This is a genomic window from Allopusillimonas soli (assembly GCF_004153445.1).
Taxonomy (GTDB): Bacteria; Pseudomonadota; Gammaproteobacteria; order Burkholderiales; family Burkholderiaceae_B; genus Allopusillimonas; species Allopusillimonas soli.
In genome coordinates this window covers 312173-327180 of sequence record NZ_SDQC01000003.1, presented here as the reverse complement: position 1 = coordinate 327180, position 15008 = coordinate 312173, and the positions used below count along the sequence as shown (strand labels likewise).

The 15008-nt window shown below is 61.4% G+C and carries 15 protein-coding genes; 8 read left to right on the top strand and 7 right to left on the bottom strand.

All coding sequences use genetic code 11. The annotated features are described in order from the left end of the window. Window positions 1–14 precede the first annotated feature (14 nt). Both ERD78_RS11345 and ERD78_RS11340 read right to left on the bottom strand, forming a co-directional pair. Window positions 15–1052, bottom strand: coding sequence for an Ldh family oxidoreductase (locus ERD78_RS11345; protein ID WP_129969405.1), 1038 nt, complete (start codon window positions 1050–1052; stop codon window positions 15–17). A gap of 179 nt (window positions 1053–1231) precedes the next feature. Next, window positions 1232–2197, bottom strand: coding sequence for a 3-hydroxyacyl-CoA dehydrogenase family protein (locus ERD78_RS11340; RefSeq protein WP_129969404.1), 966 nt, complete (start codon window positions 2195–2197; stop codon window positions 1232–1234). A 257-nt stretch (window positions 2198–2454) separates the two neighbouring features. Between ERD78_RS11340 and ERD78_RS11335 the strand changes: the two genes are divergently transcribed. Further along, window positions 2455–3672, top strand: a complete 1218-nt coding sequence (locus tag ERD78_RS11335) for an isochorismate synthase (protein WP_129969403.1) — start codon at window positions 2455–2457, stop codon at window positions 3670–3672. A gap of 44 nt (window positions 3673–3716) precedes the next feature. On the opposite strand, the gene ERD78_RS11330 is transcribed toward ERD78_RS11335, so the two are convergent. Beyond that, window positions 3717–4691: a Bug family tripartite tricarboxylate transporter substrate binding protein gene (locus ERD78_RS11330; RefSeq protein ID WP_129969402.1), complete on the bottom strand. Its 975-nt coding sequence runs from the start codon at window positions 4689–4691 to the stop codon at window positions 3717–3719. 205 nt (window positions 4692–4896) lie between these two features. On the opposite strand from ERD78_RS11330, the gene ERD78_RS11325 reads away from it, so the two are divergent. The 5 genes from ERD78_RS11325 (at window position 4897) to ERD78_RS11305 (ending at window position 9211) form a co-directional block, all read left to right on the top strand. Continuing rightward, a complete protein-coding gene (locus ERD78_RS11325) occupies window positions 4897–6552 on the top strand; it encodes an FAD-dependent monooxygenase (RefSeq protein ID WP_129969401.1) in 1656 nt (551 codons plus the stop codon). Between the two features lie 12 nt (window positions 6553–6564). Beyond that, entirely contained in the window at window positions 6565–6744 is a 180-nt protein-coding gene (locus ERD78_RS11320) for a hypothetical protein (protein ID WP_129969400.1), read from the top strand. 75 nt (window positions 6745–6819) lie between these two features. Next, entirely contained in the window at window positions 6820–7794 is a 975-nt protein-coding gene (locus ERD78_RS11315) for a Bug family tripartite tricarboxylate transporter substrate binding protein (protein ID WP_129969399.1), read from the top strand. A 64-nt stretch (window positions 7795–7858) separates the two neighbouring features. Next, on the top strand, window positions 7859–8314 hold the full coding sequence (locus ERD78_RS11310; RefSeq protein ID WP_129969398.1) for a MarR family winged helix-turn-helix transcriptional regulator: 456 nt from the start codon (window positions 7859–7861) through the stop codon (window positions 8312–8314). A 6-nt stretch (window positions 8315–8320) separates the two neighbouring features. Beyond that, on the top strand, window positions 8321–9211 hold the full coding sequence (locus ERD78_RS11305; protein WP_129969397.1) for a LysR family transcriptional regulator: 891 nt from the start codon (window positions 8321–8323) through the stop codon (window positions 9209–9211). 77 nt (window positions 9212–9288) lie between these two features. Here ERD78_RS11305 and ERD78_RS11300 read toward each other — a convergent pair whose 3' ends face one another. Continuing rightward, window positions 9289–10125 carry a bifunctional allantoicase/(S)-ureidoglycine aminohydrolase gene (locus tag ERD78_RS11300; RefSeq protein WP_129969396.1) on the bottom strand — a complete coding sequence of 279 codons (837 nt, stop codon included), beginning with the start codon at window positions 10123–10125 and terminating at the stop codon, window positions 9289–9291. 275 nt (window positions 10126–10400) lie between these two features. On the opposite strand from ERD78_RS11300, the gene ERD78_RS11295 reads away from it, so the two are divergent. Both ERD78_RS11295 and ERD78_RS11290 read left to right on the top strand, forming a co-directional pair. After that, window positions 10401–11369, top strand: coding sequence for a Bug family tripartite tricarboxylate transporter substrate binding protein (locus ERD78_RS11295; RefSeq protein WP_245152441.1), 969 nt, complete (start codon window positions 10401–10403; stop codon window positions 11367–11369). 7 nt (window positions 11370–11376) lie between these two features. Next, window positions 11377–12144, top strand: a complete 768-nt coding sequence (locus ERD78_RS11290; RefSeq protein WP_129969395.1) for a GntR family transcriptional regulator — start codon at window positions 11377–11379, stop codon at window positions 12142–12144. A 6-nt stretch (window positions 12145–12150) separates the two neighbouring features. On the opposite strand, the gene ERD78_RS11285 is transcribed toward ERD78_RS11290, so the two are convergent. The 3 genes from ERD78_RS11285 to ERD78_RS11275 are packed head-to-tail and all read right to left on the bottom strand — an operon-like array spanning window position 12151 to window position 14836. Then, window positions 12151–13008 (bottom strand): isocitrate lyase/PEP mutase family protein, encoded by an 858-nt coding sequence (locus tag ERD78_RS11285; RefSeq protein ID WP_129969394.1) that lies wholly within the window; start codon window positions 13006–13008, stop codon window positions 12151–12153. Next, window positions 13005–13565, bottom strand: a complete 561-nt coding sequence (locus ERD78_RS11280; protein WP_129969393.1) for a LeuD/DmdB family oxidoreductase small subunit — start codon at window positions 13563–13565, stop codon at window positions 13005–13007. Before ERD78_RS11280 ends, ERD78_RS11285 begins: the two co-directional genes overlap by 4 nt. Next, window positions 13562–14836, bottom strand: a complete 1275-nt coding sequence (locus ERD78_RS11275) for a 3-isopropylmalate dehydratase large subunit (protein ID WP_129969392.1) — start codon at window positions 14834–14836, stop codon at window positions 13562–13564. The genes ERD78_RS11280 and ERD78_RS11275 overlap by 4 nt, the downstream gene beginning before the upstream one ends. Window positions 14837–15008 lie beyond the last annotated feature (172 nt).

The following is a 15008-nucleotide window of genomic DNA, read 5'->3' as shown; positions in this document are numbered from 1 at the left end:
CACGCTCCCGGCAGTTAGGCTTTCTGCATCCGACTCTTGATGTGCCGCAAGGCAGCCGCTTCCACTTCCACGCCTTCAGCTTCTGCCTGGCGAAATTTCGTCAGCTCGATCTCACCCGGCACAAGCACAGGTGATGCCGGATCGGCGGGCGGCGTATCGTGCAGGATGCGAAAGAAGTCGCGCATGCGGCCGGCGAGCCAGCCGGCGGTTCCCAGGCGTGCCGTGTCAATGAGCAGAAACAGATGGCCGAGATCCTGTGGCTGCTCGGGCTCGGCTGACCAAGATCTGACGTGCGTAAGAAAGCTGGCGCCAGACAGCAGGCCCGCCAGCAGATCCACCACCAAAGCCAGGCCGTATCCCTTGTGCCCGCCGATAGCCATCAGAAAGCCATCCAACGCCATTTGTGGATCCGTGGTGGCGCGCCCTTGCTTGTCGGTGGCCCAGGTGGCGGGGATGGACTCGCCGCTGCGCAGCGCATTACGGATTTTCGCGCGTGCGACAACGCTCATGGCCATATCCACAAGAAAAGGATCTCCTTCGGGATTGGGAACGCCAAAGCCAAGCGGGCTGTTGCCCAACCGGGCTTCCCGTCCGCCCCAGGGCGCTATTGTCGTGGAGGCATTGCTGCAAATGAAGGAGGCGAAACCTTGCTGCGCGGCCATGTAGGCGTAAGGGGAAATAGGGCCGAAGTGATTGCTGGCTCGCGCGAATACCGCGCCAAGGCCGGTTGTTCTTGCAAGCCTGATCGCTTCCTGGAGTGCGGCCTGTCCAACCAGTGGGCCCACGCCGTTCTGTCCATCCAGCCGGCTGATGGACGGGGCGACGTTTTCGATGGCAGGCCTGGCGGCGGCGTTGATGCCGCCAATCTCCATGCGTTCGCCATAGGACTGGACGCGGCTGACCCCGTGCGTATGCAGTCCAAACATATCCGCCAGCACCAGGACCTCGGCAGTGCTACGAGCGTCGTCCTGCTTCAATCCATAGGTCTGCAAAGCCTTGCTGGCCAGCTCGGTCAGCGCGTCGCGGGGTAGTCGTTCCAGGGTAGCGTTCATGGTTTGTTCCTGCGGATCTGTCTTGTGGGTTGTCTGTGTTGCGCATGTTCCTTTCTTTATAGAATACTTATGTATACAAAAGTATGCAAGAGGGGGAGAAAAAAAAGCATGGCCTGCGCCATGGCTCAGGGAGCGGCTTGTCGGGGACTAGAACAAGGCGAACGCCGGGGCAAGGCTGTTCAAGCGTCGTCTGGCTGGATGGGCGGCAATTCGCCGGAAAGTATCTCCAGTCCTTTACGCAAGGCTGCATCGTAGCGCTTGCGTTCCGCAGCGATGGAATCTTCCGTCCAGGCGTAGAACCCCTGCCCCGTCTTCATGCCCAAATGTCCCTGCGCGGGCTTGTCCGCGAGGGTGGAGGGCGGGACAGCCGTGTTGGACAGAGTCGGATAAATGGTAGCGGCGGCGGCTGCGTGCACGTCCAGGCCCGCGTGCTCTTTTTGCATGATGGGACCGGCCGCGATGTAGCGGAAACCGAATCCGAAGCGCACTGCGTTGTCGATGTCCTCGGGCGTGACGATGCCTTCCTGGATCATGGAAAAGGCTTCCCGCGCAAGAGCATGCTGTAGGCGGTTGGCAACGAAGCCCGGAATGTCCTTGCGAACCATGATGGGCACGGATCCGCAGCGCCGCATGAGCGCGGCAAGCGCCTCCGCCAGTGCCGCGTCGGTATTGGGGCCGAGCACGACCTCGACGAGAGGAACGATATGGGCGGGCATGAAGAAATGCAGGCCCATCATTCGTTGCCGCCCGGGCAAGCCCTCGGCGATCTGGCTGATGGGAAAGCTTGAGCTGTTGCTGGCGAGCAGTGCGTCCGGCCTCGCACGTTCGCTCAGCGCGCTGAACAGAGCACGCTTCATGTCCAGCTTTTCAGGAATGCACTCAATAACCAGGTCGATGTCCGGCCAGTGGATGTCATCGATGGTCTGAACGATCTGCAGCAGGCCGGCATCGGCCCGGCCGATCTGTTCGAGATTGGCGGCGATTCTTTCATGTATGGTTGCGTGCGCATCGGCCCTGGGCTCGACGACATGCACGGCGCTGTTTGCCCGCAGCAGCACGACAGCAATGTCCGCGCCCATGGTGCCGCCGCCTACAACGACTGTGCGCGTGGAGGAGGGAGACAATGAAGAGTTGTGTGAAGTCATGCGTGTTGTCGTAGGGCGTATGCCGATGTTGAGGGGATAAAGAAGATATCGTGAGGTGGCGTGCCTGTCTGGTTGCTTGATGTTACTACCTGGCTGTTGCATGTGTCTCGCGCCGGCTGGCCGCCGGTGAGCTGGGCGGCCTCGCTGGAAATCCGGTCGGCCGGCGGCCGCAGAGACTGTACGCCGGATCTTTCCCGTCCAGCAGATTGTTTTCTGTTATGTTCTATTCATTTCTCACACAGATTCGGATTGACTTCATGGCAAGGAAAGCGCGTGCGCCGGCGGAATCGGCGAGTGATGCCCGGACATCGCATTCAGCCGATGGCTGGCTGGTGGATGGCTTTGCAGTGGGCGATTTCTTCTTTGCGTCGCCCACACTGCAGCAGCGAGGATGGCGTGCTCCGGACATGGTGTCCGCGTATCAGCCTGCGGATCGCGATGTGGTCGCATCGCTGTTTGCGCGAGCGCGCGAGCACGGTATTGGCGATCCGGTCATGTTCGGGTTGATCCCGTTCGATGCCGCCCAGGCAGCAAGCCTCGCGATTCCTTCGCGCTATGCCTGCGCCGGCATTCCCGATTATTCGAAGCCAGGCGCAGCGGAAACACGCGGCGCGGGCCGGCCCGGGATACTGAGCCGCGAGCCCGTCCCGGCGCCGGAGGCGTATGGCGACATGGTGCGCAAGGCGCTGGTACTGTTCGACCGTGGCGAGGTCAAGAAGATAGTCCTTTCACGGGCCATGGATGTCGTGCTTGACCGGCTCCTCGATTATGCGCGCCTGCTGCCCGACCTGCTGGCGCGCAATGCCCATGGTTACACCTTTGCCATACCGGTGTGGGGGCAGGGTGGCGACGCGGCGCCGACCGGTGTCATGGTGGGCGCCAGTCCCGAACTGCTTGTAAGGCGCGAGGGCGACCGCATCCATGTCAATCCGCTGGCGGGCTCCATTGGGCGGCACGCCGACCCCGATACGGACAGGGTGCGTCGGGAGGGGTTGGCGCGCTCGGAGAAAGACTTGCGCGAACATGGCTACGTGGTGAGCGATATTGTGCGCATCCTGCGAGCAAACTGCGACGAACTGGATGTGCCTGATGGGCCTTCCGTGATCGGCACGGACACGCTCTGGCACCTGTCCACCTACATAACGGGGCGCCTGCGCGACCCGTCCATGACGGCCCTGGATCTATCCCGCGCCTTGCATCCGACGCCGGCGATCTGCGGTCATCCGACCCAACTTGCCTTCGGCCATATCAAGGATCTCGAGCCATTCGAGCGCGGGTATTTTGCGGGTCTGGTGGGTTGGCAGCGTGCCGACGGCGATGGCGAATGGGCGCTGGCGCTGCGCTGCGCGCTGCATGATGGTGACCGCGCGTTGCGGTTGTACGCGGGAGCGGGCACCGTGGCGGGCTCGGATCCGGACAGCGAGATCAAGGAAACCGCCACCAAGATGGAGACGTTCATGCGGGCAATCAGCTGACCCGCATGCCAAGCGCGCGGCGGTGAAAGCCCGCCGGAGGGCGATCAGTTCACGCTGAGGTTCAGGCGCTTGATCAGCGGCCCCCAGCGCTTGAGTTCCTCATCCATGTATTGCGCAAACTCGTCTGGCTGATTGCCCACTGGCTCCATGTACTGGGCTTTCAGCTTCGCCTGGACATCGGGGCTCTTGATGGCGGCGATCAATGTGTCGGTCAGCTTGTGCAGAATGTCGTCGGGAATGCCGGACGGCGCAACGAAGCCGATCCAGCCTGAGCCCTCGATGCCGGGCATGCCCAACTCGGCCAGGGTCGGCACATCGGGCAGGAAGCTGACCCGCTTGCTATACACAACGGCAAGCGGACGCAGGCGGCCATCCTTGATCATGGGCATGACGGCGATGGGTGGCAATGCGGCAAAGTTGGTGTCGCCGGCGAGCAGCGATGTGACGGCCTTTGGCGATGACGGATACGGCACGTGAACCGCCTCCGCTTTGGCGCGTTCAAGCAGAAGCTCGACGGACAAATGCGAGATGGTGCCGGCGCCGGTCGAGGGAAAGTTCAGTTTGGAACCTGGCTTGCGCATGGCATCAAGGAGATCGTCAACGGACTTGATCGGCGAGCCTGAAGGCACGACGAGAACATTGGGCTGATGCACGGCCAGGGTTAGCGGCACGAGATCTTTCTTGGGATCATAGGGCAGCGTGTCGTAGAGTACGGTATTGTTCACCAGCGGGCCGGTGATGGATACACCGAAGGTATAACCGTCGGGGGCGGCCTTCGCGATGGCTGCTGTCCCCAGGTTGCCGCTCGCGCCTGGCTTGTTCTGAATCACGACAGATTGCCCCAGCGTCTTGCCGGCCTGGTCCGCCACCACTCTGGCCATCACGTCGGGGCTGGAGCCCGGGCCGAAGGGCACGATCAGCGTCAAGGGCTTGGAGGGCCATTTGTCCGCGGCAAGGCCCGGGGTGGCCAATCCCAGGGCAAGGGCGGCTGCGATGCCGGCTTGAATCAATCTGCGCATATGTCACTCCTGATTGTTCTCGTGTTTGATTGAAAACCACCCGTCTCGCCGCTGTTTTCTTGCGAAGGCAGGGAACCAGGGGAGTGTATCCCAAGCGAGAATCCATACAGCGCCGGTCGGTGTTTTCCCTGATGATCCGTCAAATTAGTTGCGTAGACAACAATATTGATTATATAGTTGTGCAAACAACTAATTGGAGGACGCCATGCCGCATTCCTCATCTTTACTGCCCGAACATGCCACCGTTGTCATTGCCGGCGGTGGTCCTGTCGGACTGTCGCTGGCGGCACTGCTGGCCGAGTACGGCATTGCAAGCTTGACCATAGAGGCAGACGAAGGGTATTGCACTGGAAGCCGCGCCATCTGCATGTCTCGTCGTTCACAGGAGATTCTCGGGTGGTTTGGCGCCGATACGCCTTTGGTGGCCAAGGGGCTCGGGTGGACTTCGGGCCGCAGCTATTTTCGCAACCAGGAAGTGCTGCATTTCGAGATGCCGCATGATCCCGCGCAGCGTTTTGATCCGATGGTGAACATCCAGCAGTACTACGTCGAGGAGTACGCGCACGACGCCATGCGTCGGCATCCCGAGTTGGCGCGGATCAGCTGGGCCAGCCGGGTGACGGCGGTGCGGAACGAGCCCGGCGGCGTGGCTGTCAGGGTCGAGAACAAGGACGGCGACCAGTGGGTGAACGCGGATTGGCTGGTCGCCTGCGATGGCGGGCGCAGCGCGGTGCGCGACGCCCTCGGGCTGGTGCTTGAAGGCAGGCAGTACGAAGGGCGGTATGTCATTGTCGATATAGAACAGGCATCGCAGCGGCGCGTCGAGCGTCTGGCCTGGTTCGATCCGCCTTCGAATCCTGGCTCCACCATTCTCATGCATCGCCAGCCCGACGATGTATGGCGCATTGATTATCAGGTGGGCGACGACGAAGATCCGCAAGAGGCGGTCAAGCCGGAGAACGTATTGCCGCGCGTCCAGAGTCACCTGGACATGATGGGCGAGACGGCGCCCTGGAAACCGCTATGGATATCCATCTACAACGCCAAGTGCCTGTCGCTAGACAGTTATCGGCATGGCCGCGTGCTTTTCGCGGGCGACGCGGCGCATCTGGTGCCGATATTCGGTGTGAGAGGGCTCAACTCGGGCCTGGACGATGCGGGCAATCTGGCCTGGAAACTGGCCTGGGTGATTCGCGGCGCGGCATCGGAGGTCTTGCTGGATTCCTACAGCAGCGAACGCGTGCACGCAGCGCGGCAGAACATGGCTTATGGCGCCAAAAGTACGGAGTTCATGGCGCCGCCCAGCTATGGCTACACGCTAATGCGCGATGCCGCACTGCGTTTGGGCGTGGTGGATGCCACGGTGCGCGCACTGGTCAATCCGCGGCAGTCCGAAGCCGTCTCGTACGACGGCTCGCCACTCAACGCGGCGGACGGACTGGCGAATGCCCCGGCCGAGTCCGCGCCCGGAAAGCCTGCGCCAGATCTCAAACTAACGCGAGCACAAGCCAGGCGACATCTTTCACAGTCTTTTGGCCGCGGCTTTGTAATGCTGGGCATCAATCTGGATGAGCAGGCCTGGCGCTTGTTCAGCCAGCTCGAAGACGGTGTCGCGAGCATGAAGGGTTTACCCGCAACGGTATTCATGGCTGTAAGCGACGGGGCAAATGAGTCGGGCGCATTGGAAGGACGGAGCTGGCGGGTTGCTCACGATGGCCTGCGTGCATACGGCTCGGAAGGCAACGTTCTCTATCTGCTCAGGCCCGACGGTTATATCCAGGGCCGCTGGCCTGCCAGCCAGGCACAGGAGGCCGGGCGTCTGCTGGCGTCTTTTTATTCCCAACCGCTTATGCCTGATTGAAGGAGCCGCATCATGACAGATCGGGATCTGGATAAATCCTATACCGCGTTGTGCGAAGCGGTGACGCGAATTGGCGAGCATCGCGCCCCGTTGTTTCTTGCCATGCTGGCCCTTTCTTTGATTGCAAGGCAGGACAGCGCGGACCAGGCACTCGCGCTCATTCGTCAGGCGGAGCAGGGCGCTGTGCAATAAGCGGCGCCGGCGCCGCGGCATTCAAGCAGACAGTAGAACGACACTTTTATTTCAACATTCTGGAGACTTCCAATCATGAAACGCCTACGCTGTATCGCAGCCGCCGCTGCCTGTGTTCTCGCCTCGGGCAGTCTGACCGCCCGCGCGCAGACATACCCGACACGCCCGGTGGAGTGGGTCGTGCCCTATCAAGCAGGCGGCGGCACGGATATCGTCGCCCGCACGGTCGCTGAGAAGATGGCGGCGGAACTTGGCCAGTCCATTGTCATCGTCAACAAGCCCGGCGCCGCAACCGCCATCGGCGCGGCATACGCCGCCCGCGCCAAACCCGATGGCTATGTCATGCTGACCGGAGACACGGCGACTCTGGCCGCGAATCCCGCGCTCTATCCTGGCTTGGCCTATGATCCGCAGAAAGACTTCGATACCGTCGGCCTATTGGCGCGTTTTGCCATGATACTGGTCGTGAACCCCGCTGTTCCGGTACACAATCTGCAGGAATTCGTCGAATGGGCGAAGCAGAAAAAGGAGGGCGTGAGCTACGGCACCCCTGGTGCGGGAAGTCCGCATCATCTGGCAACCGAATTATTCAAGCAGAAGACCGGGCTGAACCTCGTGCATGTTCCTTATCGCGGTGCGGCGCCCGCCGTACAAGATGTCATGGGCGGCCAGATACCATGCATGTTTGTCGATTCGGCCACGGGCCAGCAGTACATTTCATCGGGAATGCTGCGTCCGATCGCCGTGGCCAGCAAGGAGCGGTTGGCTAACCTGCCCGAGGTGCCGACATTGATCGAATCGGGGATGGAGGGGTTCGAGGCTTATGCCTGGCAGGGCCTGCTCGTGCCGAAGGGCACGCCGCACTCCGCTATCGAGACGCTGTCCAAGGCGCTGCAGTCTGCGTTGAAGGACGCGGCGATACGCAAGAAGTTCTCGGACATGGGTCTGGAAGCCATTCCGGGTACACCACGGGAAATGGCGGATTACGCCAGCGCGGAACGCGAGAAATGGGGTACGCTTATTCATGATGCGGGCATCAAGGTGCAATAGCCCGCGATTTGATCCTGTTTCTCTTGCAGCGGGGCCTGGCGCAAGCGGCTCCGCCTTTCTTGCCATGACTGCTGAAACCGCCACATTCGATCTGCCCAAGCTCGAGCATTTTCTGACTTACCGGCTGCACGTTGTCAACAAGCTGAGCGACCGGGACACCCACAGCGCCTATCTGGATGCCGTCGGGATGCCGCTGGGCGAGGCGCGATGCCTTGCCGCCATTGGCCGGTTCGAGCCTCTTTCCATGAATGAAGTGGCGCGCGCCGCCAATCTGGACAAGAGTCATGCCAGCCGCTCCGTGCAAGCCTTGGTGGAGCGCGGCCTGGTGCTCAAGCAGACCAGCGAGACGGATGGGCGAAGTGTTGTCCTCAAGAGCACTTCGCAGGGAAAGCGGCGCTATCGCGACGTCGTTGCACTCATAGCCCGCCGCAATGAAGAAATCTTCGGCTGCCTGAGCGAGTCGGAACGCTGCCAGCTGGCGGGCATGCTGGACAGGGTGATCGCCGCAATGCGAGCATAGCGCGACATGTCCCAGGACAAGCCATCAGGCAGGCAGCTCTTCGATCTGGATCTATTGCGCGCCATCGTTGTAGTGGCCGACTGCGGCAGTTTCACGACGGCGGCCGGCAGGCTGCATTCCACACAATCGACGGTCAGCCAGAAGATACTGAGGCTAGAGGAGCTCGCCGGCCATCGATTGCTGGACCGTGGCAATCGCGGGGTGAGACCCACGGATGCGGGCGAGACCCTGCTCGGCTACGCCAGGCACATGCTGGCGCTGAATGATGCCTTGCAGGAAGCGCTTGCGGGGGCGGCCGTCACCGTGGCGGTGCGCCTGGGCGTGCCGGAAGACTTTGTTGGCGGGCAGACAACCCGGGTGCTGGCGTCGTTCGCCGCCAAGTATCCGCATGTGAAGCTTGAGGTAACAAGCGGCTTGTGCCGGGATATCGGCGACAGCTACGATCGTGGCGAACTGGATCTGGCGCTGGTGAAATATCGCCGCGGCAGCGGGCAAGCCGTGGCACGCTGGCCCGAAGCGCTGCGCTGGATAGATAGCGTGCGCAATCCGTCGGCGAGGCTGGACCCGCTGCCGCTGGTGGTCTTTCCGCCAAGGGGGCTGTATCGCGATGACATGATCAATGCCATAGAGCGGATGGGGCGGCGCTGGCGCATTAGCTTCACCACATCCAGCCTGAGCGGTGTTCAGGCTGCCGTGGCCGACGGCCTGGGCATCAGCATTCTCCCTGCTCGCGCGGTAACGACGGAACACCATGTCCTGGACGGACGAAGTGGCTTCCCTCGTATCGACACCATGGACCTTGCGCTGCTGCACCGGCCTGGCGCGGATGCCATGGTCAGAGACCTAGCCAGTGCGTTATCCAGCATGCTGGAGACGGAACGCCACCGGAAGCAATAGAACGCCAGCCGTCGGATTCGCGCAGCCAGCGCCTGGCAGCCATGGCGCAAGGCCGGCCTGGGCATGAAAGCGGGCGGCTACCCCTGGCCGCCCAGCAGCAGGTTCATGTGGCGGTTCACATCCTTGTAGAGCAGATAGCGGAAGGGGCCTGGGCCGCCGGCATAGCAGGCCTGGGGACAGAATGCACGCAGCCACATGAAATCTCCCGCTTCAACCTCCACCCAATCCTGATTCAGACGGTACACCGCCTTGCCTTCCAACACGTAGAGACCATGCTCCATGACATGGGTTTCCGCGAATGGAATCACGCCGCCGGGCAGGAAGGTGACGATGTTGACATGCATGTCGTGACGCACATCGCCGCTGTCCACAAATCGCGTAGTCGCCCATCGCCCCTCGGTGCCTGGCATGGGAATGGGCTCGATTTCTTTTTCATTGGTCACGAAGGCGTCCGGCACGGCAATACCGTCGACATGCTGGTAATGCTTGCGTATCCAGTGAAAGCGCGCCGCGTCGCTGCCGCGATTGTGCAGCGTCCACTTGGCCCCCGGCGGAATGAAAGCATAGCCGCCAGGCTTCAGGACATGCGAGTCGCCTTGCAGCGTGAGATTGATCTCGCCTTCCACGACGAACAGAACGGCTTCCGCGTTGGGATTCTGTTCGGGTTTGTCGCTGCCGCCGCCGCTGTCCACTTCCATAATGTATTGAGAGAAGGTTTCGGCGAATCCGGAAAGAGGGCGAGCGAGCACCCATACGCGTGTTTTTTCCCAGAAAGGCAGGTTGCTTGTGACGATGTCGCGCATGACGCCCCTGGGAATGACGGCGTAGGCCTCAGTGAACATGGCCCTGTCGGTCAAGAGCTCGGTCTGTTCGGGGTGCCCGCCATGGGGGGCGTAGTAGAAAGGCTTTGTCATGGTGGATACCTGTGCAAGCGATGCATTCGAACCTACAAGATAGCCAATATCCCCGCTATCCACAAATTAAATGTTTAGATCAAATGCATTTATTTTTCGAATGACTATCCGGGCCGGGAACATGAACCGAACGCCATGCACGGCCGCGCCAGCCAGCCTGCTCCGGCGACATTCATTGTCTGGCCTCCAGGCCATCAAATAAGTTGTATTGTTATCAATACAAGTATATGATTTCCGTCATGCTAATCCGATAAGAACTTCCGAGGAGATTGAGGATGAATAGACAGATGCTGCGCAGAGCCATCATCGGCGCCGCGCTGGCCACGCCCCTGGCCCTGGCCTTGCCTGCCATGGCGGAAAGTCCGGCGTTGACGCTGGTTGTGGGCGCTTCGCCGGGCGGAACCACCGACCGCGTTGCCCGAGGTATTGCTCAGGAAATGAGCGCCATTCTAGGGCAGACGGTGATTGTGGAGAACAAGCCGGGGGCAGGCGGCAATATCGCTGCAACGGAAGTGGCTCGCGCTCCCAAAGATGGCAATACATTGCTGGTCAGCTACAGCAGTTTTTCGGTGAATCCGAGCCTGTACAAGAAGCTGCCTTTTGATCCGGAGAAGGACTTCAGCCCCATCAGCATGCTGGCGGAAGTGCCCAGCGTCCTGGTGGCGCGCAAGGATTTTCCCGCGCAGAGCGTCAAGGACCTGATCGCGCTGGCGAAGAAGGATCCGGGCAAGTATTCCTTTGCCGTGGGTGGCATTGGTTCGTCGCTCCATATGGCGACGGCCAGCTTCCAAATGGAGGCGGGCATTGAGGCGCTGACCGTGCCCTACAAGGGCACATCGCCGGCCATGCAGGACCTGGTTGGCGGACAGGTGGATCTGATGTTTGCCAGTGTGGTCAATGTGCTGCCTTTCCGAGGAACCGACCGCATCAAGATCCTGGGTGTGACCAGCCCCGAACCCATGTCGCAGTTTCCGGGCGTGCCGCCGATAGCGCAGACGATAGATGGATTCAGTTCGAAAGCCTGGTTTGGCATGTTCGGACCAGCAGGCATTCCGCAGGCCAGGCTGGAGCAGTTGAACCGCGCGGTGGTCGAGGGCGCGAAACAGGCGTCTTTTGTGAAGTTGATCGAACCCGAGGGCGGCACGGTGGTAACCACCACGCCGCAGGAGTTGGCCGATTTTGTACACAAGGATATCGAGCGCTATGCCAAAGTCGTAGAATTCACGGGTGCGACTGCTGGCTGACCATGGAATGATCGACAACCCGACCCCTCGATACTACAAAATATACCGCCTGCTCAAGCAGGCGATTGAAAATCGCGAGTATGTTCACGACGAGGCCATGCCGGGCGAGAATGCGCTGGCTGAAAAGTACGGCGTATCGCGCCTGACCATACGTAGGTCGTTGGAGCTGTTGCAGCGCGAGGGCCTGGTAGAGCGCAGACAGGGGTCGGGCACATTTCCGGTTGCGGGCAGTGTGCGCTTGCAGCCCTTGTCGGCCGATATCAACAAGCTGGTGGCGCACCTGAATACCATGGGTGCCAACACGCATGTGCGGCTGCTTGAGTTTGGCTACGAGCAGCCCAGGCAGGACGTGCAGAACCAGTTGGCGCTTCCTGCAGGCAGCCGGGTCCAGAAGGCCATCCGTGTGCGCTGCTACGAGGATGTGCCGTTTTCCTACCTGTTGACCTATGTGCCCGAAGACATAGGCCGGCGCTATACGCGCGATGCGCTCGAGCGCCAGCCCTTGCAGGCTGTCTTCAAGAGCCTGGGCCTGCGGCTCGGGTCGGCGGAGCAGTCATTCAGTGCAACAGTGGCCGATGCGCATCACGCCGAGGCGTTGGGGGTGGCCATCGCCTCGCCGTTACTATGCATCAAGCGCGTAACGCGCGATACACGCAATCGTCCCATCGAATATCTGGTGGCTGTCTACAATCCCGACCGTTTCGAATATCGCATGGCGCTTTCTAACCGGCGTAGTAAAGGGGTAGATACCTGGGTCATGGATGAAAGCCGCTAGCCGGCCTCACTCATAGCGGCTACCTTCCCGCATCAGTTCAGGTGTGCCGATCAGCGCATTGATCTGATTGAAGTCGAGCATGGCGTCCGTAGTGTTGGCGGTGGTGCCGTGACGCATCAGGGAGCCATAGTAGGTGCGCAGCGCATGTCCCACCGCGCGGGCTGCCCCGCCGGGGAAAATCACGATCTTGAAACCGATGCGGGCAAGATGGTCGGCCGACTGCACAGGCGTCAGGCCTCCTTCGACCATGTTGGCAAGCAGGGGAACGCGTTCGGCAAAGCGCTCGCAGGCCATCCGCATCTGAGCCTCTGTGCGCAGCGCCTCGATGAACAGAACGTCGGCGCCGCACTCCAGGTAGGCCTCGGCGCGATCCAGCGCGGCATCCAGTCCCTCCACGGCCAGTGCGTCGGTGCGTGCAAGAACGAGCGTGTCGGACCTGCGCCTGGCATCCAGCGCGGCCTTGAGCTTGCCGCACATTTCCGCCACGGGCACCACGGCTTTGCCTGCAAGGTGGCCGCAGCGCTTGGGAAAAGTCTGATCCTCAAGTTGTATCATGGCCGCGCCGGCCTTCTCCAGACCCTTTACCGTGCGTATGACGTTCAGCGCGTTGCCGAAGCCGGTGTCGCCATCCACGATCACGGGTAGCGCTACGCGGTCGGTGATGCGCGAGAGCGTCTGCTCCACTTCGGTGTAGGTCGTCAGTCCCACATCGGAGCGTCCGAGGCGGGTATACGCGATGGAGGCGCCGGAAAGATACAGGGCCTGAAAGCCGGCCTGCTCGGCGATGAGGGACGAGAAACTGTCATAGACGCCGGGTGCGAGAACCCAGGGTGCCGTGCGCAAAAGGCTGGGAAGCGTGGTCATGGAGTCGTGTGTGCGAGTTGTTGTTGCAGTTGCGCCAGCAGACCGCCGGCTTTGGCCATGTTGGCCAGAAAGTCGGGGATTTTCTGGCAGGCCAACACGCGCGCGGACGCTGGGTCCGGATGCGCGTTGCCGTCTTGGGAATGGCTGGTGCCTGCTGCGCGTGTGGGGGAGGCGAATACGCGGATGACAGCGGCATCCGTGTCGATTTCTATTTCGCTGCCTTCCGGTATGCGGTCGGCATCGGCGCACACGACGGCAAGCAACCCCAGATTGAAGGCATTGCGGAAGTACAAGCCGCTGAAAGACGGGGCGACGACCGCCTTCACGCCCAGTTGCACCAGCACCCCCGCCGCCTGCTCCCTGGATGACCCGATACCGAAATTGTGTCCCGCCACCAGGACGTCGCCGGGGCGTATGGCCGCAGCCAGGCCGGGATAATGATTCTCAAGGCAATGCGAGGCCATTGCCTGCAAGTCCAGTTTCATGTAGGCGCCCGGCGCCAGCGCATCCGTGTCGATATTCTCGCCCACGCGCCATACTCGGTGCCGCTGCGTCATGATTGGTCCGCCAGCATGATTCGTGGATCGGCAATGCGGCCTGCCAGGGCGGAGGCGGCCACCGTATAGGGAGATGCGAGAAAAACCTGAGTCTCCGGCGAACCCATGCGCCCCTTGAAATTGCGTGCGGTTGTCGAAATGACGTTCGCCGCGCCGGACAGCGCATTGCCGTAACCCGAACAGGCTCCACAGGATGTGGCATAGAACTCTGCGCCGGCGCTCTCCAGAATGTCCATGATCCCCTCCTCGCGCGCCAGGGTCTGGTCGCGCAGTGTTGCGGGCGCCACCATCAGGCGTACAGTGGATGGAACACGCTTGCCGCGCAGAATACGGGCTGCCGCCCGCAGATCGTCGAGCTTGGCGCCCGTGCAGGCGCCGATGTAGGCTATCTGTACGGGCGTGCCGGCCATGTCGTCGATGGGTTGAGCATTGCCCGGGCTGTGCGGCGCAGCCACCATGGGCGCCAACGCCCCGGCGTCGAACTCATGCACAATTTGTACCGCTCCGGCATCCGTCTTCCAGTGATCGAGATCGAAATCGCCCTGGACGCCGGCGGCCCGCAGGAAATCGAGTGTGGTCTGGTCCGGCGCAATCAGGCCGACCTGTGCCCCCAGCTCGGCGCTCATATTCGAAAGCGTCATGCGCTCGCGCATGGACAAGGCCTCGACCGCCGCGCCTGCATATTCGACGGCGCTGTAGTTTGCACCGTTGGTGCCGAACCGGCCTGTCATGTGCAGCACCATATCCTTGGCCTGCACGCCTTCCTGCAGGCTGCCCGACCAGCGCATGCACAATGTCTGCGGCACTTTTACCCAGATCTGCCCCGTCACGAGGACGCCAAGCATTTCAGTGCTGCCGATGCCGAACATATAAGTGCCAAATGCCCCGCCAGTGGGCGAATGCGAGTCGCCGCCCACGCAGAACATGCCAGGCCTCAGGTGTCCCTGCTGGGGCAGCACGACATGACAGATGCCGACGGCGTCATACACATGCGGAAGCTGTTGTGCGCGGGCCCATTGGCGCGTCAGCGCAAGAATGCGCCGCGCGTCATCGTCTTCCTCGGGTACGAAATGATCCATGACCAGAACCACGCGCGACTTGTCCCAGATCCCTGCGCCAAGCCTGTCAAGCATGGGTTGCAGCCGGCGCGGGCCGCTGGAGTCATGGAACATGGCCAGATCGACCTCGCAAGTCACGATCTCGTCCACGTCCACATGCGGCCGATGGGCTGCGCGGGCGATCAGTTTCTGAGCAAGAGTCTGCGCGGACATGCGTTATCCTGTCTGGATAGATGATTATGATTGTATAGATGTATTTATAACAATACAACTTAATTGTATTCGACTCCCGCCTTTCCGCAACGGAGACCGGCAGCCGTGTAGCGAAGCGTCATCATGCGCTCGCGCATTGAGTGCATCATGATTTTTCCGTCCCGATAGTCAA

Excerpts from the sequence above, each read along its gene's own strand:
- ERD78_RS11330 (WP_129969402.1), bottom strand. The coding sequence starts at position 4,691 with ATGCGCAGATTGATTCAAGCCGGCATCGCAGCCGCCCTTGCCCTGGGA.
- ERD78_RS11285 (WP_129969394.1), bottom strand. The coding sequence starts at position 13,008 with ATGACCACGCTTCCCAGCCTTTTGCGCACGGCACCCTGGGTTCTCGCA.
- ERD78_RS11290 (WP_129969395.1), top strand. The coding sequence starts at position 11,377 with ATGATCGACAACCCGACCCCTCGATACTACAAAATATACCGCCTGCTC.
- ERD78_RS11305 (WP_129969397.1), top strand. The coding sequence starts at position 8,321 with ATGTCCCAGGACAAGCCATCAGGCAGGCAGCTCTTCGATCTGGATCTA.
- ERD78_RS11280 (WP_129969393.1), bottom strand. The coding sequence starts at position 13,565 with ATGACGCAGCGGCACCGAGTATGGCGCGTGGGCGAGAATATCGACACG.
- ERD78_RS11300 (WP_129969396.1), bottom strand. The coding sequence starts at position 10,125 with ATGACAAAGCCTTTCTACTACGCCCCCCATGGCGGGCACCCCGAACAG.
- ERD78_RS11315 (WP_129969399.1), top strand. The coding sequence starts at position 6,820 with ATGAAACGCCTACGCTGTATCGCAGCCGCCGCTGCCTGTGTTCTCGCC.
- ERD78_RS11345 (WP_129969405.1), bottom strand. The coding sequence starts at position 1,052 with ATGAACGCTACCCTGGAACGACTACCCCGCGACGCGCTGACCGAGCTG.
- ERD78_RS11275 (WP_129969392.1), bottom strand. The coding sequence starts at position 14,836 with ATGTCCGCGCAGACTCTTGCTCAGAAACTGATCGCCCGCGCAGCCCAT.
- ERD78_RS11295 (WP_245152441.1), top strand. The coding sequence starts at position 10,401 with ATGAATAGACAGATGCTGCGCAGAGCCATCATCGGCGCCGCGCTGGCC.
- ERD78_RS11310 (WP_129969398.1), top strand. The coding sequence starts at position 7,859 with ATGACTGCTGAAACCGCCACATTCGATCTGCCCAAGCTCGAGCATTTT.
- ERD78_RS11335 (WP_129969403.1), top strand. The coding sequence starts at position 2,455 with ATGGCAAGGAAAGCGCGTGCGCCGGCGGAATCGGCGAGTGATGCCCGG.
- ERD78_RS11320 (WP_129969400.1), top strand. The coding sequence starts at position 6,565 with ATGACAGATCGGGATCTGGATAAATCCTATACCGCGTTGTGCGAAGCG.
- ERD78_RS11325 (WP_129969401.1), top strand. The coding sequence starts at position 4,897 with ATGCCGCATTCCTCATCTTTACTGCCCGAACATGCCACCGTTGTCATT.
- ERD78_RS11340 (WP_129969404.1), bottom strand. The coding sequence starts at position 2,197 with ATGACTTCACACAACTCTTCATTGTCTCCCTCCTCCACGCGCACAGTC.